The sequence below is a fragment of the Shouchella rhizosphaerae genome, assembly GCF_900142675.1.
Classification (GTDB): Bacteria; Bacillota; Bacilli; order Bacillales; family Bacillaceae_D; genus Shouchella; species Shouchella rhizosphaerae.
The window spans coordinates 569,958-592,989 of the sequence record NZ_FRBS01000001.1 but is presented as its reverse complement, the minus strand read 5'-3'; the positions used below and the strand labels follow the sequence as shown (position 1 = coordinate 592,989).

Annotated in this window: 25 protein-coding genes; 1 reads left to right on the top strand and 24 read right to left on the bottom strand. The window is 46.7% G+C overall.

The window, feature by feature from the left end:
* Positions 1-89: 89 nt before the first annotated feature.
* The 5 genes from BUC05_RS03090 to BUC05_RS03070 are packed head-to-tail and all read right to left on the bottom strand — an operon-like array spanning position 90 to position 3,394.
* Positions 90-1,319 (bottom strand): RtcB family protein, encoded by a 1,230-nt coding sequence (locus BUC05_RS03090; RefSeq protein WP_073304062.1) that lies wholly within the window; start codon positions 1,317-1,319, stop codon positions 90-92.
* Entirely contained in the window at positions 1,312-1,812 is a 501-nt protein-coding gene (locus tag BUC05_RS03085; protein WP_073304060.1) for a GNAT family N-acetyltransferase, read from the bottom strand. Before BUC05_RS03085 ends, BUC05_RS03090 begins: the two co-directional genes overlap by 8 nt.
* 29 nt (positions 1,813-1,841) lie before the next feature.
* A complete protein-coding gene (gene mgsA / locus BUC05_RS03080; RefSeq protein ID WP_011246760.1) occupies positions 1,842-2,270 on the bottom strand; it encodes a methylglyoxal synthase in 429 nt (142 codons plus the stop codon).
* Between the two features lie 12 nt (positions 2,271-2,282).
* Entirely contained in the window at positions 2,283-3,077 is a 795-nt protein-coding gene (gene dapB / locus BUC05_RS03075) for a 4-hydroxy-tetrahydrodipicolinate reductase (RefSeq protein WP_073304058.1), read from the bottom strand.
* Positions 3,074-3,394: a nucleotide pyrophosphohydrolase gene (locus BUC05_RS03070; protein ID WP_372513899.1), complete on the bottom strand. Its 321-nt coding sequence runs from the start codon at positions 3,392-3,394 to the stop codon at positions 3,074-3,076. Before BUC05_RS03070 ends, dapB begins: the two co-directional genes overlap by 4 nt.
* 159 nt (positions 3,395-3,553) lie before the next feature.
* On the opposite strand from BUC05_RS03070, the gene BUC05_RS03065 reads away from it, so the two are divergent.
* Positions 3,554-4,426 (top strand): YitT family protein, encoded by an 873-nt coding sequence (locus BUC05_RS03065; RefSeq protein WP_011246757.1) that lies wholly within the window; start codon positions 3,554-3,556, stop codon positions 4,424-4,426.
* A gap of 99 nt (positions 4,427-4,525) precedes the next feature.
* Here the strand turns inward: BUC05_RS03065 and BUC05_RS03060 are convergent, their stop codons facing one another.
* The 19 genes from BUC05_RS03060 to trpE all read right to left on the bottom strand — a co-directional run bounded on the left by BUC05_RS03060 (position 4,526) and on the right by trpE (position 22,781).
* Positions 4,526-5,746, bottom strand: a complete 1,221-nt coding sequence (locus BUC05_RS03060; protein ID WP_011246756.1) for a Bcr/CflA family efflux MFS transporter — start codon at positions 5,744-5,746, stop codon at positions 4,526-4,528.
* 221 nt (positions 5,747-5,967) lie between these two features.
* Positions 5,968-6,666 carry a zinc metallopeptidase gene (locus BUC05_RS03055; protein ID WP_011246755.1) on the bottom strand — a complete coding sequence of 233 codons (699 nt, stop codon included), beginning with the start codon at positions 6,664-6,666 and terminating at the stop codon, positions 5,968-5,970.
* Positions 6,667-6,783: 117 nt separating this feature from the next.
* Positions 6,784-7,557 carry a sporulation protein YpjB gene (gene ypjB, locus BUC05_RS03050; protein ID WP_011246754.1) on the bottom strand — a complete coding sequence of 258 codons (774 nt, stop codon included), beginning with the start codon at positions 7,555-7,557 and terminating at the stop codon, positions 6,784-6,786.
* Positions 7,558-7,612: 55 nt separating this feature from the next.
* Positions 7,613-8,215 carry a DUF1405 domain-containing protein gene (locus BUC05_RS03045; RefSeq protein ID WP_011246753.1) on the bottom strand — a complete coding sequence of 201 codons (603 nt, stop codon included), beginning with the start codon at positions 8,213-8,215 and terminating at the stop codon, positions 7,613-7,615.
* 59 nt (positions 8,216-8,274) lie between these two features.
* Positions 8,275-9,051 carry a menaquinol-cytochrome c reductase cytochrome b/c subunit gene (locus BUC05_RS03040; RefSeq protein ID WP_011246752.1) on the bottom strand — a complete coding sequence of 259 codons (777 nt, stop codon included), beginning with the start codon at positions 9,049-9,051 and terminating at the stop codon, positions 8,275-8,277.
* Positions 9,052-9,090: 39 nt separating this feature from the next.
* Entirely contained in the window at positions 9,091-9,762 is a 672-nt protein-coding gene (gene qcrB / locus BUC05_RS03035) for a menaquinol-cytochrome c reductase cytochrome b subunit (RefSeq protein ID WP_011246751.1), read from the bottom strand.
* 14 nt (positions 9,763-9,776) lie between these two features.
* On the bottom strand, positions 9,777-10,268 hold the full coding sequence (locus BUC05_RS03030; RefSeq protein WP_011246750.1) for a Rieske (2Fe-2S) protein: 492 nt from the start codon (positions 10,266-10,268) through the stop codon (positions 9,777-9,779).
* A gap of 131 nt (positions 10,269-10,399) precedes the next feature.
* Positions 10,400-10,867 carry a YpiF family protein gene (locus tag BUC05_RS03025; protein WP_011246749.1) on the bottom strand — a complete coding sequence of 156 codons (468 nt, stop codon included), beginning with the start codon at positions 10,865-10,867 and terminating at the stop codon, positions 10,400-10,402.
* Positions 10,868-10,929: 62 nt separating this feature from the next.
* Positions 10,930-11,475 (bottom strand): ReoY family proteolytic degradation factor, encoded by a 546-nt coding sequence (locus BUC05_RS03020; protein ID WP_011246748.1) that lies wholly within the window; start codon positions 11,473-11,475, stop codon positions 10,930-10,932.
* Between the two features lie 128 nt (positions 11,476-11,603).
* On the bottom strand, positions 11,604-12,863 hold the full coding sequence (locus BUC05_RS03015; RefSeq protein WP_035204267.1) for a tetratricopeptide repeat protein: 1,260 nt from the start codon (positions 12,861-12,863) through the stop codon (positions 11,604-11,606).
* 406 nt (positions 12,864-13,269) lie between these two features.
* The gene (gene aroA, locus BUC05_RS03010) at positions 13,270-14,562 is read right to left on the bottom strand and encodes a 3-phosphoshikimate 1-carboxyvinyltransferase (protein WP_073304056.1); all 1,293 of its coding nucleotides are present in this window, start codon (positions 14,560-14,562) and stop codon (positions 13,270-13,272) included.
* An 11-nt stretch (positions 14,563-14,573) separates the two neighbouring features.
* A complete protein-coding gene (locus BUC05_RS03005) occupies positions 14,574-15,671 on the bottom strand; it encodes a prephenate dehydrogenase (protein WP_011246745.1) in 1,098 nt (365 codons plus the stop codon).
* 24 nt (positions 15,672-15,695) lie between these two features.
* A complete protein-coding gene (gene hisC / locus BUC05_RS03000; protein ID WP_073304054.1) occupies positions 15,696-16,805 on the bottom strand; it encodes a histidinol-phosphate transaminase in 1,110 nt (369 codons plus the stop codon).
* A 68-nt stretch (positions 16,806-16,873) separates the two neighbouring features.
* Complete coding sequence (gene trpA / locus BUC05_RS02995; RefSeq protein WP_063609379.1) at positions 16,874-17,683, bottom strand: tryptophan synthase subunit alpha; 810 nt, start codon at positions 17,681-17,683, stop codon at positions 16,874-16,876.
* On the bottom strand, positions 17,676-18,875 hold the full coding sequence (gene trpB, locus BUC05_RS02990) for a tryptophan synthase subunit beta (RefSeq protein ID WP_073304051.1): 1,200 nt from the start codon (positions 18,873-18,875) through the stop codon (positions 17,676-17,678). The genes trpA and trpB overlap by 8 nt, the downstream gene beginning before the upstream one ends.
* On the bottom strand, positions 18,853-19,506 hold the full coding sequence (locus BUC05_RS02985; protein WP_073304049.1) for a phosphoribosylanthranilate isomerase: 654 nt from the start codon (positions 19,504-19,506) through the stop codon (positions 18,853-18,855). Before BUC05_RS02985 ends, trpB begins: the two co-directional genes overlap by 23 nt.
* Positions 19,503-20,270 (bottom strand): indole-3-glycerol phosphate synthase TrpC, encoded by a 768-nt coding sequence (gene trpC, locus BUC05_RS02980; protein WP_063609376.1) that lies wholly within the window; start codon positions 20,268-20,270, stop codon positions 19,503-19,505. The genes BUC05_RS02985 and trpC overlap by 4 nt, the downstream gene beginning before the upstream one ends.
* Positions 20,263-21,288, bottom strand: a complete 1,026-nt coding sequence (gene trpD, locus BUC05_RS02975) for an anthranilate phosphoribosyltransferase (protein WP_063609375.1) — start codon at positions 21,286-21,288, stop codon at positions 20,263-20,265. Before trpD ends, trpC begins: the two co-directional genes overlap by 8 nt.
* Positions 21,285-22,781, bottom strand: a complete 1,497-nt coding sequence (trpE, locus tag BUC05_RS02970; RefSeq protein WP_011246738.1) for an anthranilate synthase component I — start codon at positions 22,779-22,781, stop codon at positions 21,285-21,287. Before trpE ends, trpD begins: the two co-directional genes overlap by 4 nt.
* Positions 22,782-23,032 lie beyond the last annotated feature (251 nt).

Genomic DNA, 23,032 nt, shown 5'->3' with positions numbered 1-23,032 from the left:
CGTTTCAGTTTCCATAAACAGCAGGAGAATAATTAAGCGTTTTTCTCATCTCGCCTAGGTAATGCTTTTATTGCACAGCTGTAACACCCTTAATCTTTGTATGGATCAAATTCATTTTCGCCAGCCATACAAACACCAACAGGCTTTAAGCGGTGTTTTATTTTAATCGTATTTTTATGAGCAGAGAGGACCGTATCTAATTTTTTATATACGAACGGGCTTTCATCTGTGCCTCCGCCGCGCAATTCTACTCCAAACGCAGCAAGCGCAGCTGCCATTTGCTCAGAGCTAATTGCTCCGCCGCTACGGCGTCTGTTCTTGCCTTTCCCTGTAAAACGGCCCGCCGCCTGTGTACGGCTCATTAATCTGCCAGCGCCATGGACGGTGCTGTAAAAAGCGTCCTTGTTTTCCTTGCTATCAATGCCCTCAACAATGACTGAATAATCACCCATACTGCCACCGATAAATCCAAGCTGTCCTGGAGCAGAAGGCGTTGCTCCTTTGCGGACAACGTAAACGTCTTTGTCATTGTGCGTTTCCTTCCAAGCAAAGTTATGATGGTTATGAACAGAGAACGTTTCTTTTGCTTGCAAAATGGAGAGCACTTTAGCAATACAATGGTCTCTGCCGGCATATGCGTATTTTCCGGCTAAGTTCATTGCTCGGATGTACATGTCACCTAACTCGGAGGCAACATCAAACAAAGTCGGTACATCCTCCATGCTCTCCCCGCTAACTTTGCTAGCAAACGGCTTGTTTTTCGCCAAGTTCAAAAAACCGCTAGCTGTTTTATGGCCTAACCCCCTACTGCCAAAATGGTTCGCGACCCATAAAATGCCTGTTTCTTCTTCCACAAACAAATCAACGAAATGGTTGCCGCTCCCAATCGTTCCGAGTTGGTTACGCGCCAATGTTTGTAATGTGTCTGTAAGCCCCGGTTCAATTTCCGAAAACACATGCCAGGCAGGATCAGAAAACAGTTCATGGTCAACTGGCTGCTTGTTTTTTTGGCCAATGCCGAACGAGAGCGTTTCGTAAATTTCGTCGAGAAGCTGAGGCAGCGCCAAGCGAATCTCCTCAAAAGTAACATTTGTGCGCACTGCTTTGTTGCCGCAGGCAATATCATAACCGACTCCAGAAGGGGATACTTGGCCGTCATAGACGACAACGCCTCCTACCGGTTGGCTGTAGCCTTTATGGTGGTCAGCCATTAATAACGTTTGGACAACATCGCCATGCTGGCTGCAGCGAACAGCCTGTTCAACAGCGTTTTCAAGTGGATCTCCCCACACGCGGACACCATCGATCGTTTTATACATATGTGTTTCCCTCTCCATCCTGTTTGAATACCATTTTTACTGTATGAAAGACATGGCCAAATAGCCGCTCTTTAAATTCGTTTTTGTAAGCAAAACCACATTTTGTGTAAAAGCGTTCAGCACGAAAATTGCCTTTTTCAAGGTACACAACAAGTGGTTCGCCTTGTTTTAGTTCGTGTACGACTGTTTCAAAAAGCAATGTCCCTGCTCCACAACCAAGCTTTTTAGGATCGACATAAAGGGCGGCCAAATCGGTTTCGTTTTCACTTCTAGTCAGCTGGGCAAAGCCAATGACTTTACCAGCCTCTTCCGCCACAAAAAAAGCAGCAGAAGAGTTGATCTTAACCGACAAGCTTTGACGCGAATAAGCTTGCTCGATGTAAACTTGGCGGATATCAGCGGGAACCAAGTCTTTATACGTGTCTTCCCATGAACGCTTGGCAATCTCTTGGATAAGGACAATGTCTTGTTTTTCTGCTTTCCTTGTTTTCATTTGCTCCCTCCAACATTAAAAGAAGGCGTTCAGCCTTCTTTTAATGGGTTTGCTTTTTCTTGTTCATGGATAATATCACGGAAAGCAAAATCGCCTCTCTCAAGCCCTTTGATTAAAATTTCAGCGGTTCCCATATTTGTCGCCAGCGGCACACTTTGCACATCACATAACCGAATTAAAGCAGTGACATCTGGTTCATGGGGCTGCGCCGTTAACGGATCACGCATAAACAAGATCAAATCGAATTGATTCTCAGCAACGAGCGCCCCAATTTGCTGATCGCCCCCTAATGGGCCAGACTTAAAACGGGTCACAACCAACTCAGTCGCCTCCATGATCCGAGTGCCCGTTGTACCAGTCGCGTACAGCTCATGCTCTTTTAAAATGGGCTCATAAGCAACACAAAAATCAACCAATTCTTGTTTTTTCTTGTCGTGGGCAATTAAAGCGATTTTCATGTCGTTCTCCCCTTAATCGATTAAATTTTCAAGACCATAAACTAGCGTCGAGAGCTTGACCACTTGTTCAACGGCAAGCTTTACGCCAGGCATAAAACTTTCACGGTTTAGCGAATCGTGGCGTATCGATAACGTTTGCCCCACTCCACCAAACAGCACTTCTTGATGGGCCACTCGCCCAGGTAAACGGACAGAGTGGATTTTCATACCATCGAAGTCAGCTCCTCTTGCGCCTGCCATCTCTTCTCTTTCCTGCTCATGGCCTTGCTTTTTCGGAGCCCGCACCTCTGCAATGAGCTGTGCCGTTTTTACCGCTGTACCCGATGGCGCATCTAGCTTGCGGTCATGGTGCTGTTCAATAATTTCAACGTCATTCATGTACCGTGCTGCCGTTTGCGCGAATTTCATCATTAAGATCGCGCCGATAGCAAAGTTAGGAGCGATGATGGCGCCCAGCTCTTTTGCTTCAGCCAGTTTCGTTAAATCGCGAATATCTTCATCACTAAACCCTGTCGTTCCTACAACCGGACGGACGCCATGCTCAAACGCCACTTCCATATGTTTTCTACCAAAGGCAGGTGCCGTCAAATCAATTAATACATCTGGTTCATGCTCCGCAAAACAGCGTGCCATATCGGTATATACTGGCACATCACCTTGTTGGAATTCTTGCAAATCTTTTAATTGCTTGCCGTCATTTTTTGAATCAACTACAGCAACCAGTTCAAATGATTCTTCTCGCAGACAAAGTTTGACTGCTTCTTGGCCCATGTTGCCACGTGGCCCTGCAATTACAATACGTGTCATTGATTCTGTTCTCCTTTTTCTTTTTTCGTCCAGCGGTCTTTGTCTCTTGTTTGGAATTTATGCATGACAAGATCATGCGCTTCGCTTAAATCGATTTGAAGTGAGTTCGCCAAACAAATGAGGACAAACAGCATATCACCGATCTCTTGTTCCATCGTTTTGTCTTCTTCTGATGCTTTTTTGGGCTTCTCGCCATAGTAATGGTTCACTTCCCTTGCTAGCTCGCCTAATTCTTCCGTCAAGCGGGCCAACATTGCCAGTGGACTAAAATATCCTTCTTTAAACTGCCCTATGTACGAGTCGACTTCTTTTTGCATTTCTGCGATTGTTTTTCCTTCAGGCATCATTGGCACTTCCTTTCCCCTTCTATCCTAGCGAAAAGCACGCGCCTGCGCAATTTAAAAATAATGACGTGATATTTCTTTTTTCCGTGAAGTTGAGTAAACTAAGGATGGACGCGAAAAGGAGGCGATTGCTTGGCAGTCAACCGGCACGTTAAAAACATTTTTTTCATTTTGCTCGGCACAGCGCTTATGTCGTTTGGCCTCGTTTACTTTAATATGGAACACCAATTGGCAGACGGCGGCGTTACAGGCATTACATTGCTTTTTTTCTTTTTATTTACGATCAACCCGGCAATCACCAACATCGTAATTAACATTCCGTTGTTTTTTATAGGCTGGCGGATGTTAGGCCGGATTCCTTTTTACTATACACTCGTAGGCACATTCAGTTTATCGCTATTCCTTGATTTGTTCCAGCGTATCAACTTACATATTTTCCTTGGCAATGACTTAATGCTGGCCGCATTGTTCGCCGGGGCCATCGTCGGTACAGGGCTTGGGCTTGTCTTCCGTTTTGGTGGCACAACCGGCGGCGCAGACATCATTGCGAAACTATGCTTGCGCTATTTTGGCTGGAGCATCGGGCGGACCTTTTTTGTATTTGATTCGTGTGTCATTGCTATCTCTCTCGTCTATCTTGATTTGCGTGAAGCGATGTACACGATTGTCTATGTGTTTATTGCCGCCAAAGTCATTGACTTTATCCAACAAGGATCCTACAATGCGAAAGCTGCCTTTGTCATCTCCGAGTCGATTACGGAGATCTCAGAAGCGATTTTACGTGAAATGGGCCGAGGCGCAACGACGCTACAAGGAAAAGGCACATTTACTGGCGACGAAAAAGAAATTTTATATTGCGTCGTCGCCCGCAATGAAACGGTGAGGTTGCGCAATATTGTGCATCGCATTGACCCCCATGCGTTCATGACCATCCACGATGTTTCCGAAGCGGCCGGTGAAGGGTTTACACTCGATGACAACAAGCAACCGATTCGAATTGGCTAAGCAGTAAAAAAGCAACAGAGCCTGTCCCTTCTCTGTTGCTTTTCTTTCTTTTCCAGGGCCATTCCCCTTCTTCATTTAGCGCTATTTTGCTTTGGACCGTTACCGTTTTTCGACTTGGCTAGGACTGCTCTCTTTTTTCGTCAAACCAAGGCATGTACTAAGGGCCAACACGCTTGTGGCAAACATAATCGCTGCCATCGGCACTGCTGTTGATTCATCGATGCCGACAAGCGGTGCAACCATCGCTCCAAGGAATAAGGGCAACATGCCGAGCATCGCGCTAGCACTGCCGGCACGATGGCTTTGTTTGGCAATTCCTAACGTAAAGGAAGAGGTTGTGATCATTCCCATTGACGTCATGTAAATAAAAATGGAAACGACAATTGTCCATAATGGCCCTTGAATGGCCGCCATGCAGACAAGAATAGCTGTAGCTGAGCTCGCAACCATCACCCCTGTTTTCAACAACGTTCGTTCATGAACTATGCCGGCTAAACGGCCAACCACGAATGTACCGGTGATGATCGCTAGACCATTGATGCCAAATAACACACTATAAACTTGTTCGTTTACACCGTAAATGCCTTGATAAACAAACGGAGTGCCCGCCACATAGGCAAAACTGCCGCCATGAGCGAGCCCGAGTGTAAGTGCATAGCCGATAAAAGAACGGTCTTTAAGCAAATCTTTGAATGTCCATAGGATATGCGACAAAGAGCTTGGCACTCGCTTGCTTGGTGGAAGCGATTCTTCTAGCTTTATTCCTGCAACGAGAACGATTAAGACCCCGAGCAAAGACAAAAACAAGAAAATCCACCCCCAGCGCGCCCCTGGCAACAGCAAAATCGCCCCGCCCGCCATTGGTGCTAACATCGGCGCCACGGCATTGATCACCATAAGCAACGCAAAGAATTTTGTTAATGCTTGGCCTGTAAAAACATCACGGACAACCGCACGAGACACGACAATCCCAGCTGCTGCCGTAAATCCTTGTAAAAAGCGGCCAGCAATCAAAACGCCAATATTTGGAGCAAACGCACATAAAAGCGAAGCAGCGGCAAATAACGTAATTGAAATGAGCAATGGCCGTTTCCTTCCCTTTGCGTCGCTGATCGGGCCGACGACAAGTTGCCCGATCGCTAAACCGATTAAGCACGTTGTTAAACTTAGTTGTACAAGCGAAGCGGGCGCATGCAGATCTTCGCTAATTTGCAAAAAGCTCGGCAAATACATATCAATATTGAGCGGCCCAAGGACAGCTAGCATTCCAAGCAAAAACGCAAGCGCCAACCTCTCCATTCCTGTTGGATTCTGTTTCATTCTGTCTCCCCATTTCTGATAAACAAACTCAGTCTACTTTAGGGAAACCATGTTTGTAAAGGGCTTTGCCCCAAAAAACGAGCATGGTCTGTTGACATTTGTGCATTAGCTCACTGTTAAAGCGCTTTTTCGGGGCATGCCTGCTCCCAAATTAAGTTAACACGAAAAAACCAGCCCAAGTGAATGAGCTGGTTTCAGACTAAGCCGATTTGTTCCGACCATTAGTCGCGTTGTGCCAAGTAAATCATAATGAATCGTGCTAGTTCGAGCAAAGCGACAAGCGCTGCTGCCACGTAAGTTAAAGCAGCGGCATCAAGGACTTTCTTTGTTTCCCGCTCTTCGTTGTTTACAATAATCCCACTTGCCACCATTTGCTCCATTGCTCTGTTGGAAGCGTTAAACTCAACTGGCAACGTAACCACTTGAAATAACACAGCGGTGGCAAAAAAGATAATACCCATTAGCAAAACAGGGTTTCCGCCGACTTGAGCACCGACGCCGAAGAGCAAACCGGCCAAAATCAGCCATTGGCCTAAATTGCTGCCGATGGAAGCAACCGGTGCCAAAGCGCTGCGAAATTTCAAGAATGAGTAGTTTTCTGCATCTTGGATCGCGTGTCCTACTTCATGAGCAGCAATGGCCGCCCCGGCAACTGAAGCGTTGCGGTAATTGTCTGTTGACAACCGTACAACTTTGGCACGTGGATCGTAGTGGTCAGATAACTCCCCTTTTACCTCTTCGACTTCAACATCATAAATGCCGTTGTCATGAAGAATTTTCCGGGCTACTTCTGCACCTGTCATTCCTGCGCTGTTACGGATGCGCGAATATTTTTTATACGCCCGTTTTACTTTTCCTTGAGCCAGAAGCGGGATTAGAATGAGAAACGCTAAATAAAACAAATAAACACCGAGACTCATTGAAATCACCTCACTTTATCTTAATACTATTATCGTAATCAAAACGTCAAAGAAAGTCAAACTTCCCGCTATGGTTGCAAGCTCTTTTTTGAACGACCGTCACAGTTTTGACACATTTTATTCTTTTGCTTTTACTCGCCGTTTCTCAGCCCGGTATTTCCGATAACCAACATAAGATAAGGACGCAACAAGCGGTCCACCGATAGACAGAATCGCCCATAAAAGCGATGGGTCTATCCCATCCTCGCCACTACCATCATAAAGTTCTTTAAAAGCGCCACGCATCGTTTCAATATGATCTTCCAGTTGCTCAGGGGATACGGATTGGTTTTCTAATAAAGCAAAATACGAGTCAAAACGTACGACGGTTTGTTCAGTTGTGCTTATGTGGATAGACGGACGAATCATGCCGTATAGGGAATGAAATGCATTTATTTGGCGTTTCAGAGCTTGGGCATCTTTTGACACAGCCGCTTCCTCTAGATCGTCTAGTGACGCCATCACTTGCGCTTCCGTGCTTTTCCAAAGGGGTTCGCTGTTTTTGGCAAACGCGTCAATCGCAAGGCGAAACGCTGTGACGAGGCGAATACGTTCATCATCAGGCATATTTGTAGCCGTTAATGCATCTTCAGCATTTTCAAACGTTGTCGTTAGTGTGCGTAACGAAGACATTGTCCATTCCTGGTCTTCAAAATCATAAGAAAGGAAAAAATCAGCAAACACACTCATTAGCCGTTTTCCATCTTCATAACGCTGTTCTTTCGTTAGCTTCAGCACTTGATTTGCCGTATGATTCAATTCTTTCCACGCTTGGGCATCATTAGCAGAGCCAGGCATAGGCAGCATCACTACGATACAAACAAGCAAAACGAGCATCATCCAATGACGCATTTCTTGTCCCTCCTCTGTTCTAAACATCCTATGAACAAAAGGACAAGAGTAGACCTTAGCGTGGCAAATTAATACGAAGCGCGCGCTGGCGCACATTTAGGAAGTAGACGGTCGCTACACAGACAAGTCCCAACAAGAATGTAAACCAACCAATGCCGTCAATATAAGGCATAATTCGAGCACTTAGCCACGGGTGCATATGAAAATGGTAATCGATAAAGTCGTTGAAGACGGTCCATAATAACGCTGCAGCCAAATGTCCTTTTTTGATGCGGAAGTATGGCATGAATAAAAGTGCCTGTAAAGCCATGCCTGCATGGGAGACATTCAGCATAATAATTTGCCAATGAAGCGGGGCGCCTTCCATCACTTGAAACGTATTCATGACAACTGCCCACACGCCGTATTTAAGTAACGTTACGGCAGCAAGCGCTTCGATTAAGCCAGATTGCTTACGGCTCAAAAAGCCAATCAACACAAACACAAAAAACAAACTTGCCGTCGGACTGTCAGGCACAAACCAGATAAAATGCAGCGGAGTGGCCGCAAGCTGGTCGCCATACCAGTAAAACCCATAGATCGTGCCTAACACATTAATGATTAGCAGCAACCATAAGCTGATGCGTTTCGTTAAAAGCCCATACAAATAAGCTAGCATGCCAGCCCTTCCTTTCATGAAAAAAGCCGCCCATTTGGGCAGCTCTTAGTATAACACAATCATTCAGGATCTTGACCATGGTTTGCGATGAACTCTGCCAAAATTTGCAGTTCTTCTTCAGAACCCGTGAACTGGTCGGCAGGCATCGCTCCTTGCCCATTTTGAATGATTTCAATGACTTCTTCAGGTGTTTTTTCTGTTTCAAGCAAGTTCGGCGCTCCCGCACCGCCTGTCATTTGGTCGCCATGACATTGGATGCACGAATCTTGGCTTGAATAAATTTCAAACCCTTCTGCTTCCTCATCAATTTCGGCTCCTTCTACTAGCTTCCCTTGCTGGGCAGCAGCTTCCCAGTCATGCTGGTCCACTGACTCCCATGTCAAGTAAACAACGGATGCAACACCAAGAAGCATAATAGAGGTAGCAATCGGGCGACGGTGTGGCCGACGTTCTTTTGATGTATCCAACCACGGAGCAAGCAGCAAAGCGCCGAATGCAACGCCTGGAATAACCACCGTACCTAGTACATTAAAGTCGCCAGAAGCAAACTCATATTTAAGCAATTGATATAAAAACAGGAAATACCAGTCTGGAAGCGGAATGTAGGCTTCCAATGGATCAGCAATTGCTTCAAGCGGCGCAGGATGGGCCACAGTTAAACATAAAAAGCCCATTAAAAAGACTGCCCCTACCATCCATTCCCGCAATAGGAAGTTTGGCCAAAAAGCTTCCGTTTTTCCAGGGTATTCCGAGTAGTCTTTTGGAATGTTTGGTTTTCGGCCATCCGCTTTAACACGGGAATCGCCGACAAACTTCATTCCTTTTCCTCGATGCATGGGTTTCCCCCCTTAGTATAATCACATATTAGCTAACAATTATAGCGGGCCAGAAATGCCTTGACGGCGAATCATGATAAAATGCGCCCCAAGCAAACCAAGCAATGCTGCTGGCAAGAAGAAGACATGGATAGCAAAAAAGCGCGTCAACGTCGCAGCACCGACAATTTCGCCTCCGGCAAGCAACGCTTTTGTAAAGTCGCCGATGATCGGTACGCTTTCAGCAATTTGAAGTGTGACGACAGTTGCAAAGTATGCTTTCATATCCCAAGGCAACAAATAGCCTGTTAAGCCAAGGCCAAGCATCACAAAGAAAATCAATACTCCTACAACCCAGTTTAATTCACGTGGCTTTTTGTACGAGCCGGTAAAGAACACGCGCAACGTATGTAAAAACATCATGACAATAACAAGGCTGGCGCCCCAATGGTGCATGCCGCGGACTATGACACCCATTGCTACATCGTTTTGCAAAAAGTAAACAGATGCATGGGCATTCACAATGTCCGGTACGTAGTACATGGTAAGGAACATTCCCGACAAAATTTGAATAACGGTTACAAAAAACGTCAAACCGCCAAAACAATAAATAAACGCCGAAAAGTGATGAGCTGGGTTGACGTGCTCTGGCACTTCATGGTCAGCGATATCCCGCCACATTGGCGTTATGTCGAGACGCTCGTCCACATAATCATAAATTTTTTGAAGCATTTCTCGCGCCCCTCCTAAGTTCTTTGACTCACCTGTCCAAGATAAACTTGATTGCCTTCCACCACGACTTCAAAAACATCAAGTGGTCGCGTTGGTGGCGTTCCGGCGATATTCGTACCGTCTTCTTCAAAACGCCCCCCATGGCATGGGCATTGGAACTCGCTCGCATCCTCATTGTACGCAACTGTGCAACCAAGATGCGTGCATACTGAAGATAGAGCGACAACTTTATCGCCGTCCAAATAGATGTAAGCTTCGTGCTCTACTTGTGACTCGTACCATGAGTCAACTTGCGTGAAGCTCCACGTAAACCGCTGCGGCACATCTGTCAAATCATCCAGTTCACAAACGAGCTGCATATCCGACTCCGCACCTGCTTTTAAGGCAGGATCAAGGGCAAAGCGAATCATCGGCATTAACATGCCAGCAGCCATGAAACCGCCGACGCCAGTGAGCGTGTACGATAAAAATTGCCGTCTTGATACTTTGTGGTCTCTCTCGCTCACTATTTTCCCTCCTAACAACGTTCATAATTGTGCTCCTTTTATTCTGAGCATTCTTAACAAGACTAATACTAGGACGATACCATCATACTATAAACCGCCTACATTGCGCAATATAAGTTAGAAGAGCGCTTTCAGACTTTTTGTTGCCAAAGCTGCGATAAAAAGGGGATCAGCTGTTTTAACTGCCCGTCCATCACTTCTTTACGGTGCTTCGCTTCAACAAATTCGAGGGGAAGCGCTGGCACAAAAAACAGTGCCATTTCGTCAAGCTCGTTTTCAGCCGTTTTCCATTCCCCGTCAGCTGTCAGCAAACAAATGTGAGAAAATGAGGCTGCTTTTAAATCGGCTGCCCATCCTAACAGCCTGTCAATGCGGCTTGACAACGGTTCTGATTGGGCATAAGTGAAAGCAGGAAATTGCATGATCCGCCCGTGAAATTGCCGTTCCATTTCATCTGCTAGCTGCGCAGTAAACTCAACCGCTTGCGTCACTGTTTTCACCTCAGTATCCCACGTTGTTTTCATTAGCGGAATAAGAGCTGTGTCTACATAGTCAGCCGCTTTTAAATATGTATCAATGTCTGCTGCACGAAACCGCATATCATCCTCTCCTTTTGTCCTTCTATAGTATAGCAAAAAAACAGAGCCAGTTGGCCCTGTTTTCAAGATTTTCTTAAGCGATTTAACTGTTCGCTCAATTCCATGAACGTCTCCTTATCGCCATTGTCAAGCGCCTCGTCAATCGCTTCAGACAGCTTTTTGAGTTGGAACAAGCGAACCGACTCCTGTAAAAGCGCTTCTGCTTTTCGCTCAAATGCCTGAGCCCTTTCTTGCGTTTCTGGCAAGTACGGATTGTCTTCGAGCACCGCTAAGTATTGCGGGCACGTTAAGCGCTCTTGGAAGTGGAGCTCAATATATATGTCTTCTGTTTGGTTTAAGCGAATGTCGTGGAACGCTTTTTCGCAATCCGTTGTAACATGATGCTTTTTGCGGAAAGAAAATGGGATTTGTTCAATTCCTTGAGCAGAAATAACCAAAGCTTTTGGCGTGCCTTCAGAATGGTTTAAAAAGTGAACTCGTTCCATTAGCGTATCATCATTCATCAAGTAGTTCAAAAGCCAAGCACATTCTCGCCTTTTCAGTTGATGGCGTTTGAGAAAGCTGCGCAAAAATGCTTTTTTGTCCATGACTGGAACCATATTGCTCATTGCTCACTCCCCCTTTCTGAATTCGTTGGAAACTTTCCTAGCTCCTGCATACCTGTAAATTCGCCTTGCCATTGCCTGAATCCTTTTTCTAGCCACAATTCGTTTTCTACAAATCACGCTGTAACATGCTACTCTGCTTGCAATTCATCGAGGAGTTCTGACAAATCACTCCGCTCAGGGCTTTGTTGCAGCGCTTTTTGAAAAAGTTCTACTGCCTTGTTTCGCTCTCCCTCTTCCAAGAGAAAGTGACCATACTCGCTTAGAAAATCTGCATCTTCATGAAAAGCAATATAGGCCTCTTTGTATTTTTCCCGTGCCGTTTCATAATACTCCAGCTCTTTATGAGCGAGTGCTTCGTACCAAACGAGCAGCGCATCTGTTTCCCCGTAGGACTTCGCATGTTCGACAAGCTCCAGCAGCTCGTCAAATCGTTCTTGTTCCCGCAAAAACGCTGCTAATGTTTGCAACGCCTCTGTATTTGTTGGATTTAAAGCAATTGCCTGGCGCAAGTATTGTTCAGCACCGACAAAATCCTGTTGTTTATACAGCAGTTTCCCGGCAAGCAATGGCAGCGCATCATTAAATTCATCCATACGCATGCCCGCGGCCAATGTTTCAAATGCTTCCTCATAACGCTTTTCCGCTTCATAAGCGCGTGCAAGCGGCACATAGACACTTGTGAAATCAGGATCGAGTGTTTTTACAGCCTCAAGCTGTTCAATCGCCACCGTGTAATCACCTTGCTGAAAAGCGGTGAAACCAAAATTAAACAATGCATTCGGCGGCAGTTCATTCTGTTTTTGCTGGTGGTATAGCAAGAGCGCGTCTTCAAACTGGCCATTAGCCCCATAAGCTTCGGCAAGCGCCAAACCGACATTTATGTCACCGAGTTCCTCTTTTGCATGCAATGCCTGTTTTAAATACGGGATAGCTTTATTATATGAACCTTGTTCAAGATAAAATTCACCGAGTGCATACGTAATGATGACCTCATTAGGCGCTTTTTTATGGGCCGCGAGCAGTCTTTGCTCGGCTGCTTCATCAAGAGACTGCAACTGGTATAAATCAGCAAGCAGCAATTGTGCTTGTAAAAAACTTGGATCGTTTTCGCCGATCTCTAATAAATACTCAATCGCTTCGTCTTCTTGGTCGGCGTCAATCATCATTTCTGCTGCCAAAACGTACAACTCCCCTTCATCAGGGTATAATTCGAGCAATTGTTCAATGAGCGGCCGTGCTTTATCGACATGCCCTAGCTCATAATAAAGCTCTGCTGCTTGGTAGAGCTGGTCATGGTTCGTTGTATCCGCAAACGCATTTAGCAAACGGAGTGCTTCTTCTACATTCCCAGATTCAATTGACGCATAAATTTTCTTTTTTATGTCCACAAAAACATCATGCTCCTTTTGCATGCTTCTTGCCTTTATTTTATAGTAAGCAATTGCGCCCTTTCAACCATTCTGTTTGCCCATCGTTTTTAAAAAAATCTTTTATGGCAAAACCTGTTGACAATGGAAGCGTTTTCGTTTATTCTCTAATTAGCGTATGGTTTCTCTCCACTCCTATCCATACATTCTTAGCTATTATGGCTAAATCCATTTGTAAACGCTTTCGTTTGCAGATGGATTCTTTTTTTGGGCAAAAAAGCAAGCACATGGCTTGCTTTCAAAGGTGGACACTGCCCGTTGATTTGATTTACAACTGTTCACGCAGACGGAACCATTTGCTCCTGTCCTCGTTCTCCATGCCTACACGCCTCTGCTACAATCGATTTCGATTCGCTTGGACGCTCTTCTACTGTAGCGACTGTAAATGCTCAAAAAACTGAGGATACGATACAGAAATGGCACCTATGTTTGCTAATTCTACCGGCCCATTTGCGCATAAAGAGGCAATGACAAGCGCCATGCCAATACGGTGGTCGCCATGGGAATCCACTTTTCCGCCTGTAAGCGGCTTGCCGCCACGGATAATCATGCCGTCATCGGTCGCTTCAATGTCAGCCCCAAGCTTAGCCAATTCGCCTACAACCGTATCAATGCGGTTCGTTTCTTTCACTTTTAGCTCTTCAGCATCACGGATAATAGTGGTGCCTGAAATTTGCGTAGCAAGCACTGCTAACACCGGTATTTCATCAATTAGCGTAGGCACTTCCTCTCCTTCAATGACAAACGGTGAGAGCTCGCTTGTTGATATCGTCATATCTCCCCGTGGTTCACCACCTGTCGTCACTTGCTCGTCAATCGACAGCTTTGCTCCACTCCGCTTTAAGACTTCAAGAATGCCGGCACGCGTTGGATTTAAGCCTACATTCTTTAAGTGGACGCGACTCCCTGGAACGATACAGCCTGCGACAAGAAAAAACGCCGCCGATGAAATATCCCCTGGAACAACGACGTCAGCTGCTTGAAGGGACTGGCCGCCTTGAATGGAAATGGTCTTGCCCGCTGTCGTCACTTTCACGCCAAAAGCATGGAGCATTCGCTCTGTATGGTCTCTTGTTGTTTGCGGCTCTGTAACAGATGTTTCCCCTTCTGCTTGCAATCCCGCTAACAGAAGCGCTGATTTGACTTGTGCGCTTGCTACAGGCATCGTATACTCGATTGCTTTCGTTTGCCCACCACGGATCGATAACGGTGTTTTATTTCCCGTTTCCCGTCCGTCGATTTGCGCGCCCATTTGCCGAAGTGGCGCCGTCACCCGTGCCATCGGGCGTTTGCCAATCGAATCGTCACCGACAACGACCGAATGAAAAGGCCGGCCAGAGAGGACGCCCAATAGCAAACGGATTGTTGTACCGGAATTGCCGACATCTAGCACACCATTTGGCTCCTTCAGCCCATCTAACCCTTTGCCTTCAACCGTGACTTTGTCGCCTTCTTGTTCAATCGCTACACCCATTTTCCGGAAACAGGCAATCGTGCTTAAACAATCATCGCCAGGAAGAAATCCGCTGACGTTTGTAGTACCATTCGCCATAGCGCCAAACATGACAGCGCGGTGTGAAATCGATTTATCGCCAGGTACGACAATTGTCCCTGACAAACCCGATTCTGCTTTGTTTAGCAGCTTTATCGTCTCGTCCATACTTCTTCTCCTTATATCGTGTAAGTTTCATACATATGCCGTTTCAGTTCTTCCTGGGCATATACTCGATCGTCTTCTGAACGGAAACTAAGGCGCAAAACGCCCATAATGTCTTCCCGCGTCTCTAATATTCGAATATTGGTAATGCTAATTTCTTTATTAGCAAGTATCCTTGTCACATCGGAGATAACGCCTGGATGGTCAGGAACATCGACGAACAAATCATAAAAAGCCGGTATCGCTCCTTTTTCGCGCTGTGGCAACTCTTCACGGAATGCTTTTGCTTCTTGGAAGTAAGCATGAATGGCTTTGCCGTCGCAGCGTTCAACCATTTCTTTTACGGAATCCATCTCGATTTGCCATTCGGCAAATAGGCGCAGCATTTCTTCTTTATTATGCAAAAGCACATCACGCCACATGACCGGGCTCGCCGAGGCAATCCGCGTAATATCCCTGAAACCGCCTGCCGCTAATTGGGCTACCTCTGGATCGGTTTTTTCAAGCTTTTTGAGCTGATGGACTAGGCTAGCTGCAATAATATGGGGGAAATGGCTCACTGTGCCTGCCAGTTTGTCATGCTGTTGTGGTTCCATTTGCAAAAAACGCGCTTTCGTGCCTTTCAATAAATTTTGCAAGGCGATAATATGGCGTGGCTCACTATTCTTGCCAGGTGCTAGCAAGTAAAACGCATTTTCAAACAAATGGGCTTTTGCTGCCTCGACGCCCGATTTATGTGACCCTGCCATCGGATGGCCGCCAATAAAGCAGACGTTGTCACCGAAATGGTTATCAGCAGCCGCGGCAATATCTTGCTTTGTTGAACCGACATCCGTAACGATGACACCTTGTTTCAACGGGATCGTGCTAAGCTGCTCAATCAATTCAATCGTTTTGCTTACTGGCACTGCTAAAATGATAAAATCAGCTGCTTGTGCCCCTTCTTCTAGGCTTGAGGCAGCCTCATCAATTACGCCAAGTGCTTTAGCCATATGGAGCTGTTCGGCTGAAATATCGTAGCCAACCAAATGGATGTCTTGGTCGCGCTTAATTGCAAGCGAGATGGAGCCGCCAATCAACCCCATCCCGACAACAAATGCTGTACGCTTCATGTCAATACTATTCTCCTACTCTTTTTATGCGCCTAAGCTTGCACGGAGCTGGTCCAAAATCTCAGGAGCTTTTTCTATAAAGGCATCATTTTCGGCCTCATTGCCTATGGAAATTCGGATTGCCGTCGGGTAACCGAGCGCTTCACCTGAACGGAGAATAAAGCCATTTTCAAGAAAAGCTTGAAAGACAACATCTCCCGGAATCCCTGTTTCCACAAGCAAGAAGTTTGTTTCCGACGGAAACACAAACATCCCTCTGGCCTCAAAGAAAGCGCGCAATTTTGCCTTCTCGACACTGTTTTTTTGCTTGCACGCCGCAATAAACGCTTCGTCTTCCAGCGCTGCGAGCGCGGCTGTGTGAGCAAAGATGTTGTTGTTAAAGGGCAATCGCACAGGTTCAATTTGACGAGCGATTTCACGCTGACTAATGCCGTAGCCGACGCGGAGGCCTGCAAGTCCATATGCTTTTGAGAACGTCCGCAACACAACTAGTTGCGGATATGCATTTAACAGCGCGACGCTGTTTGGGAAGTCATCTAATTCTACATATTCATAGTAAGCTTCATCGACAACGACCAAACATGTAGTTGGCACGGCGTCTAAAAACGTTTTCAACTCGGCTTCACCGAGTGCGACCCCATTTGGATTGTTCGGATTGCAGACCCATACAATTCGCGTTTGGTCGTCAATCGCTGCAAGCATCGCATCTAAATCGTGAGAGCCGTCTTCTTTAACGGTTATTTCTTTTATCGTTGCCCCTTCAATCGTTGCATTTAACTTGTACTGAGAAAAAGAGGGCGTCGCCATAACCGTGTTGGTCTCAGGCGTTAAAAAACTTCTGCATAATAGTTGAATAACTTCATCAGTGCCATTTCCTAATATAAGCTGTCCTTCATCTACTTTATGTTTGGCAGCAAGTGCTTTGCGCAAGGCTGTGCCATAGCCATCCGGATACAAAAACGTTTTTGATGCTCCAGCGGCAATCGCCTTTGCGACAGCAGGAGACGCCCCATACGGATTTTCATTCGATGCCATTTTTATGACGGTCTCTAAACCGTATTCCCTTTTTACATCTTCAATCGGCTTGCCTGGGGCGTAAGGCGGCAACCCTTGTATTTGTTTTTTTGCTAACATCGTGTCTGCACCTGCTTTCCCTAGTCTTACTAGCTATCCTACGCAAAATTAAGCGTACTAGCAACTGTTTAATAGGTCGGAGCGGGATGAAGAAGAGAATTGACATATTGCTCAATTTCTTTGACTGCTTCATCGCGTGATTCCGCCTGTTTTAACGCCTCGCATCTGAGGCCAATTTGCTCAACAATCGCACTCCCGATCACAACACCGTCAGCATGGCGCCCCATTTCCTCAACTTGTTCGTAGCTGGAAATGCCAAATCCAACTACAAATGGGACAGGCGATGCTTCTTTTACCAGCTTTAAAAAAGCTTCTACTTGTGGATGAAGTGTTTTTCTCGCGCCAGTTACGCCTAGCGAGGACACACAGTATAGGAACCCTTGGGCGCGGCTGGCAATCGCTTTGATCCGTTGCTGAGATGTTGGCGCCACAAGTGATATAAGGGCAAGCCCTTGTTTTTCACACTCATTAGCCAATGTTTCGCTCTCTTCAAACGGCAAATCAGGAACGAGGAGGCCGTCAATTCCGTAGTCGCATGCGGTCTCACAAAAACGTTCAAACCCAAATTGTAGCAAAGGGTTGGCGTAAGTAAAGACAATAACAGGAATTGTAAGCCCCTCTTTTCTCATTTCCGGGACAAGCGCCATCGCCTTAGCCAGCGTCATTCCCCCTGCTAGTGCACGTTTGGAGGCGTTTTGTATGACCGGTCCATCTGCCAACGGGTCAGAATAAGGAATGCCAAGCTCCAGCACATCCGCCCCACTTCTCTGTAATGAGAGTGCAAGGGCAATGGTTGCTTCTGGCACCGGGTCTCCGGCGGTAATGAACGGAATAAACAAGTTGCCCTTTTTTACAGCATCACGAAGCCGCTTATTCATCGTACCCCTCCTTATAAACCCGTTGCAATGTGTGCATATCCTTATCGCCTCTGCCTGATAAACATACGAGCACAGATTGGTTTGGCGTCATCGTTTTCGCCATTTGAAAAGCTTTAGCCAACGCATGAGCCGATTCAATTGCGGGAATGATTCCTTCCTCTTTGGCTAGAAGCGCAAGTGCATCAAGCGCCTCCTTATCGGTTACAGCTTCATAACGAACTCGCTTTTGGGCGGCCAAGTAGGCATGCTCAGGGCCAACGCCAGGGTAATCCAGTCCGGCGGAAATCGAATAAGGCTCCTTAATTTGCCCAGATTCATCTTGAAGCAAGTACGTAAGCGAGCCGTGGATAATTCCTTTCGAACCTTTGCTGATCGTGGCAGCATGTTCGGCTGTATCAAGCCCCCGTCCTGCCGCTTCGACGCCGACAAGCTCCACTTCATCGTCGAGAAACGGGTAAAACATACCGATTGCGTTGCTGCCACCGCCAACACAAGCAACAATTGTATCAGGCAGTCGCCCTGTCTTTTCTGCCATCTGCTGTTTGGCTTCATCGCCGATCACGCGCTGGAAATTGCGGACCATTTTCGGATAAGGATGCGGGCCGACTACGGAGCCGATTAGATAAAACGTATCATCTGCGTGGGAGACCCAATAGCGAATCGCTTCATTGGTAGCGTCTTTTAGCGTTCGGCTCCCCGTCTCCGCCGGCACAACCTCGGCGCCAAGTAATTCCATGCGAAATACATTTAACTCTTGCCGCTTCATGTCTTCCACGCCCATAAACACTTTGCATTCCATGCCAAGGCGGCTAGCAACCGTTGCCGTGGCGACGCCGTGCTGGCCTGCCCCTGTTTCGGCGACAAGCTTGTTTTTGCCCATTCGTTTTGCAAGGAGCCCTTGGCCAATTGCATTATTCAATTTATGGGCCCCCGTATGAAGCAAATCTTCCCGCTTTAAATAGATATTGGCTCCGCCTAATTTTGCGCTAATGTTTTTCGCAAACGTCAGCGGTGTTTCCCTGCCTGCATATTCAGCCAAGTCAGCTTTTAGCTCTCCTATAAAAGCGGGATCAACCATCGCTTTTGCCAGCCCAGCTTCCAACTCTTCAATTGCCGACATTAATGTTTCGGGAACATATTTGCCGCCGAACTCGCCAAAACGGCCGCGGCTATCTGGTATTGTTTCCTGCATAATGGACCCCCGCTTCTTGTTCAAGGCGCGCTATTTTTGCGACGCTTTTTTTTCCGTTCTCTTCAATTCCGCTCGATACATCCAGTCCGTCTACTTGGTAGCGGGCAAGCTCGACGACGTTTTCAGGCGTAATCCCGCCTGCAATAAGCACTTGCGTACCTTGCCTGACTCCTTCTTCCTTATAAGAAGGTATCTGTTTCCAGTCGAATGATTCGCCTGTTCCGCCCCAGCCTTTGGCACTTTTACAATCAATTACATAGCCATCGGCGATGCCTGCAAAAGCCTGCATGATGCTGAGCGCGCTGCTTGAATGATGGATCGCTTTCCATACCTGCTTATGCGTGCGGTCCTTAACGGCCTGCAAAAAAGCAGGCGTTTCGGAGCCATGTAACTGGATCACATCAAATAGGCCACTGCCTGCAACCTGTGCGATTGTGTCAAGTGATTCATTCACAAAAAGTGCTACCGTTTGCTTCGTGCTCATGTCAGTTGTAGCCAACCATTGCGCCACGTCATGAAGGGCAACTTTGCGCTTGCTGTTTGCCAATACGAAGCCCATGTAATCACAATGAGAAGCTGCTGCCACTTCGACATCCTCTTGCTGATGCAGTCCACAATATTTTAGTTTCATTGGTTTATCGCACTTTCAGAAAACAAGTCGATGATCGCTTGCCTTTTATCGTCTTTACGCATCAACTGTTCGCCAATCAACACAGCGTTCGCTCCGGCTTTCTTCACACGCGCAATGTCATCAGGTGTATGAATGCCACTCTCGGACACAAGCAACGCTTCTTTCGGCACCATTTTTGCAATCTGCTCGGTTTGGGAAACCGACGTTTGGAACGTTTTTAAATTGCGATTATTGATGCCTATCACTTCTGGGGTAAAAACAGCGAGAAGCGACTCTAGCTCTTCTTCGCTATGGACTTCAACTAAACACTCCAACCCTTTGCTATACGCTAATTCATATAGTTCGTGGAGCTGCTTCGCTTCCATTGCACCGGCTATTAACAACATAGCGTCTGCGCCAATGCACGCTGTTTCCTCTACTTGAAGGGGCGACAGAATAAAATCCTTCCGCAATACCGGCAAAGACACGGTCTTTTTCACTTCAGCCACATAAGCAGTGTCACCTTGAAAATACGTACGGTCTGTCAAAACGCTAATTGCGCTTGCTCCGCCTTCTTCATAAACCCGTGCAATCGCTGTTGGCGAAATCGCCTCACATAAAACCCCTTTCGAAGGGGAGGCCTGTTTAATTTCTGCAATTAGCCCTAGTGGCAAAGATGTTTTTTGTAAGGACGCTTTCAGGCTTTTTTTTGGAAAATACTGCTTTTCAGGCAACTGGAGTTGGCTGATTTCCTCTCGTTTTGTCGCCAAAATTTTCTCAAGCATGCTTGATTCCCCTTCCCTGTTGTTGCAATGATTGCAAATAGCGGAACACTCGTTTGCTCTCTATCGCTTTGCTGGCATAGTGAACGCCTTCAGCAATGTGACTGGCATTTCCACAGGCGTACAACGCTGCCCCGGCATTTAAAGCAACAATGTTTTTCGCTGCCTGTGGCCCGTCGCCTGAAAAAATCGCGCGGATTAACGCAGCACTTTCAGCAGGCGTATCTACTTGGATATCAGCAAGATTTCCAAGCGGCAAGCCTACGTCGTCAGGCGAGAACCGATACGTTTCGCACTTACCATCTTTCACTTCTACTACGTGTGTGTCGCCATGAATGGCACATTCATCAAGGCCATCAGCGCCTGTAACTAAAAGGCTGTGCTCGCTATCAAGCTGGCGCAATGCTTCTCCCATTTTCAAAGCGGCCGCTTCATCGTAAACGCCGAGAAGCTGGTAACGGGCACCGGCTGGGTTCGTAAGCGGGCCTAGCAAATTAAAAATGGTACGGAAGCCAATTTCTTTCCGTGGGCCAGCGACGTGGCGCATTGACTGGTGGTACAGCGGCGCAAATAAAAAGCACAAGTTTGTTGTTTCAAGCATTTGGCAAGCTTCTTCAACGGAAGCTTGAATGTTGATGCCGAGCTCTTCCAACACATCAGCACTGCCGCTTTTGGAAGAGACAGAGCGATTGCCGTGTTTGGCGACAGGGACACCGAGCGACGCCAAAACGAGCGCTGACGCAGTCGAAATGTTAAACGTTCCAAGTCCATCTCCTCCTGTGCCGCACGTATCAATCGTCCCCTCAATGACAGCAGGGAATTTGCGCGCATAAGCGCGCATCCCTTTGGCAAAGCCGAGAATTTCCTCCGCAGTCTCGCCGCGAACGCGCATCATCGTAATGAGGCTCGCCACTTGGCTGGCGGTTGCGCGCCCTGACATGATTTGTTCCATCACTTGCTCTGCTTCTTGTACAGACAAGGATTCGCCCATTAAACATTTGTTCAGCACGTGCTTCATCATGACAAACGCACCGCCTTTGCAAACAATGCTTCTGTCTGTTCAATCGCATGAATAAGTGCCTTTGCTTTGTTTAATGTTTCTTCGTATTCTTTTTCCGGGTCTGAATCTGCGACAATGCCTGCTCCTGCTTGGATGGTGGCGCAATTGCCTTCCAGAACAATCGTACGAATCGCAATGCAAGAATCGATATTGCCGTTGAAATCCATATAGCAAATGGCGCCTCCGTAGATGCCCCGTCTAGTCGGTTCTAGCTCATTTAAAATTTGCATGGCGCGAATTTTCGGTGCACCAGAAAGAGTCCCAGCAGGAAATGCCGCTTTTAACGCGTCATAAGGCGTTGCTTCAGGCTTCAATTTGCCTGTTACTTTGGAGACGAGATGCATCACATGGGAAAATTTCCCGATTTCCAACAAGGATGGAACTTCTACGCTTCCATAAACTGAAACCTTGCCAACATCATTGCGCGCCAAGTCAACAAGCATATGGTGCTCCGCCCGTTCTTTGTCGTCGGCTAGCAACTCGCGGGCTAATGCTTCGTCTTCGGCCGCCGTTTGCCCACGCTTGCGCGTGCCTGCAATTGGATGTATTTCGACATGGTCACCGCGTACTTGGACAAGCTTTTCTGGCGAACTACCAATGATTTCTTTTTTTCCAATTTTAATATAGTACAAATACGGCGAAGGGTTAACATAGCGCAACACACGGTACAAATCGAGCCCGCCAACAGAAACGGTCATTTCTAGACGTTGTGACAAAACAGCTTGGAAAATGTCCCCTGCCTGAATATAAGCTTTAATCCGGTTTACATCGTTTATAAAGCCTTGTTTCGAATAGTTGGAGCGAACCTCGATCGGCAGCTGCTTTTTCGTGACCATATGTGGCAAAACAGGCGCTTTCGCACTTTCCAATTTACCGATTAGTGTACGAATTTTCGCTTGCGCTTCAGCAAAAGCTTGTTCTGCTGGCTGCAAGCCACTTTTGACTAATTGAATCAGCGTCAATTGCTTTGTTTGTTCATGAAAGCTTAACAACTGTTCACAAAAAATGAAATGATAATACGGGCAGCTGCGTTGATCGCTCCGCTTGATGACAGGCTCTATTTCTTCGACCGCGTCATAGCTGACGTAGCCAACGGCGCCTCCTTGGAAAGGAATCTCCATTTCGCTCGGTTGCGGGTCGATGTGTGAAACGGTTTTCTGATAACACGCTTCGAAATTTACCGCACTGGCAACTACGTTACCAGTCTGCAAATGAATGGTTTTATATGAACCGTTCTCTTCTACACACTCATAAATTGGGCTCAACCCAATAAAGGAGTAATTGGACCATTCCGACTGCACGTCATTGCTCTCGAGCAAATAGGTCGCTTCTTCTTGCAATGCTTGAAACATTTGAATAGGGGTCAAGCCATCGGCAAATACCGTTTCGCTATAAAAGCATGTACCGTAACGGTTGTAGGCTTGCTGAAAAGATGCAAAAGGGGTTTTCTTCATCTCACTCACTCCTTGTGATGTGAAAATGAAGAGCGGGGGTGGCGAAAAAAGGGGATTCGCCTCTGGTGAAGGTATGGAAAAAAACATATAAAAGCATGTTTATGCAACCATGCTTGCCATTCTTGACTCTTCTCTACTCTTCTCCGCTCCGCTCAACTCATTCTCAACTAGTCTCTTATTATACTCAAACTCAACTATCTTGCTATTTCCTCTTGCCCAGTAGTGTAACGCAAATCCCCGTTTCCCGTCAA

Coding starts and splice junctions, on each gene's coding strand:
- BUC05_RS03090 (WP_073304062.1), bottom strand. CDS start 1,319: ATGTATAAAACGATCGATGGTGTCCGCGTGTGGGGAGATCCACTTGAA.
- BUC05_RS03085 (WP_073304060.1), bottom strand. CDS start 1,812: ATGAAAACAAGGAAAGCAGAAAAACAAGACATTGTCCTTATCCAAGAG.
- mgsA (WP_011246760.1), bottom strand. CDS start 2,270: ATGAAAATCGCTTTAATTGCCCACGACAAGAAAAAACAAGAATTGGTT.
- dapB (WP_073304058.1), bottom strand. CDS start 3,077: ATGACACGTATTGTAATTGCAGGGCCACGTGGCAACATGGGCCAAGAA.
- BUC05_RS03070 (WP_372513899.1), bottom strand. CDS start 3,394: ATGCAAAAAGAAGTCGACTCGTACATAGGGCAGTTTAAAGAAGGATAT.
- BUC05_RS03060 (WP_011246756.1), bottom strand. CDS start 5,746: ATGAAACAGAATCCAACAGGAATGGAGAGGTTGGCGCTTGCGTTTTTG.
- BUC05_RS03055 (WP_011246755.1), bottom strand. CDS start 6,666: ATGAGTCTCGGTGTTTATTTGTTTTATTTAGCGTTTCTCATTCTAATC.
- ypjB (WP_011246754.1), bottom strand. CDS start 7,557: ATGCGTCATTGGATGATGCTCGTTTTGCTTGTTTGTATCGTAGTGATG.
- BUC05_RS03045 (WP_011246753.1), bottom strand. CDS start 8,215: ATGCTAGCTTATTTGTATGGGCTTTTAACGAAACGCATCAGCTTATGG.
- BUC05_RS03040 (WP_011246752.1), bottom strand. CDS start 9,051: ATGCATCGAGGAAAAGGAATGAAGTTTGTCGGCGATTCCCGTGTTAAA.
- qcrB (WP_011246751.1), bottom strand. CDS start 9,762: ATGCTTCAAAAAATTTATGATTATGTGGACGAGCGTCTCGACATAACG.
- BUC05_RS03025 (WP_011246749.1), bottom strand. CDS start 10,867: ATGCGGTTTCGTGCAGCAGACATTGATACATATTTAAAAGCGGCTGAC.
- BUC05_RS03020 (WP_011246748.1), bottom strand. CDS start 11,475: ATGAGCAATATGGTTCCAGTCATGGACAAAAAAGCATTTTTGCGCAGC.
- aroA (WP_073304056.1), bottom strand. CDS start 14,562: ATGGACGAGACGATAAAGCTGCTAAACAAAGCAGAATCGGGTTTGTCA.
- BUC05_RS03005 (WP_011246745.1), bottom strand. CDS start 15,671: ATGAAGCGTACAGCATTTGTTGTCGGGATGGGGTTGATTGGCGGCTCC.
- hisC (WP_073304054.1), bottom strand. CDS start 16,805: ATGTTAGCAAAAAAACAAATACAAGGGTTGCCGCCTTACGCCCCAGGC.
- trpA (WP_063609379.1), bottom strand. CDS start 17,683: ATGAATAAGCGGCTTCGTGATGCTGTAAAAAAGGGCAACTTGTTTATT.
- trpB (WP_073304051.1), bottom strand. CDS start 18,875: ATGCAGGAAACAATACCAGATAGCCGCGGCCGTTTTGGCGAGTTCGGC.
- BUC05_RS02985 (WP_073304049.1), bottom strand. CDS start 19,506: ATGAAACTAAAATATTGTGGACTGCATCAGCAAGAGGATGTCGAAGTG.
- trpC (WP_063609376.1), bottom strand. CDS start 20,270: ATGCTTGAGAAAATTTTGGCGACAAAACGAGAGGAAATCAGCCAACTC.
- trpD (WP_063609375.1), bottom strand. CDS start 21,288: ATGATGAAGCACGTGCTGAACAAATGTTTAATGGGCGAATCCTTGTCT.
- trpE (WP_011246738.1), bottom strand. CDS start 22,781: ATGAAGAAAACCCCTTTTGCATCTTTTCAGCAAGCCTACAACCGTTAC.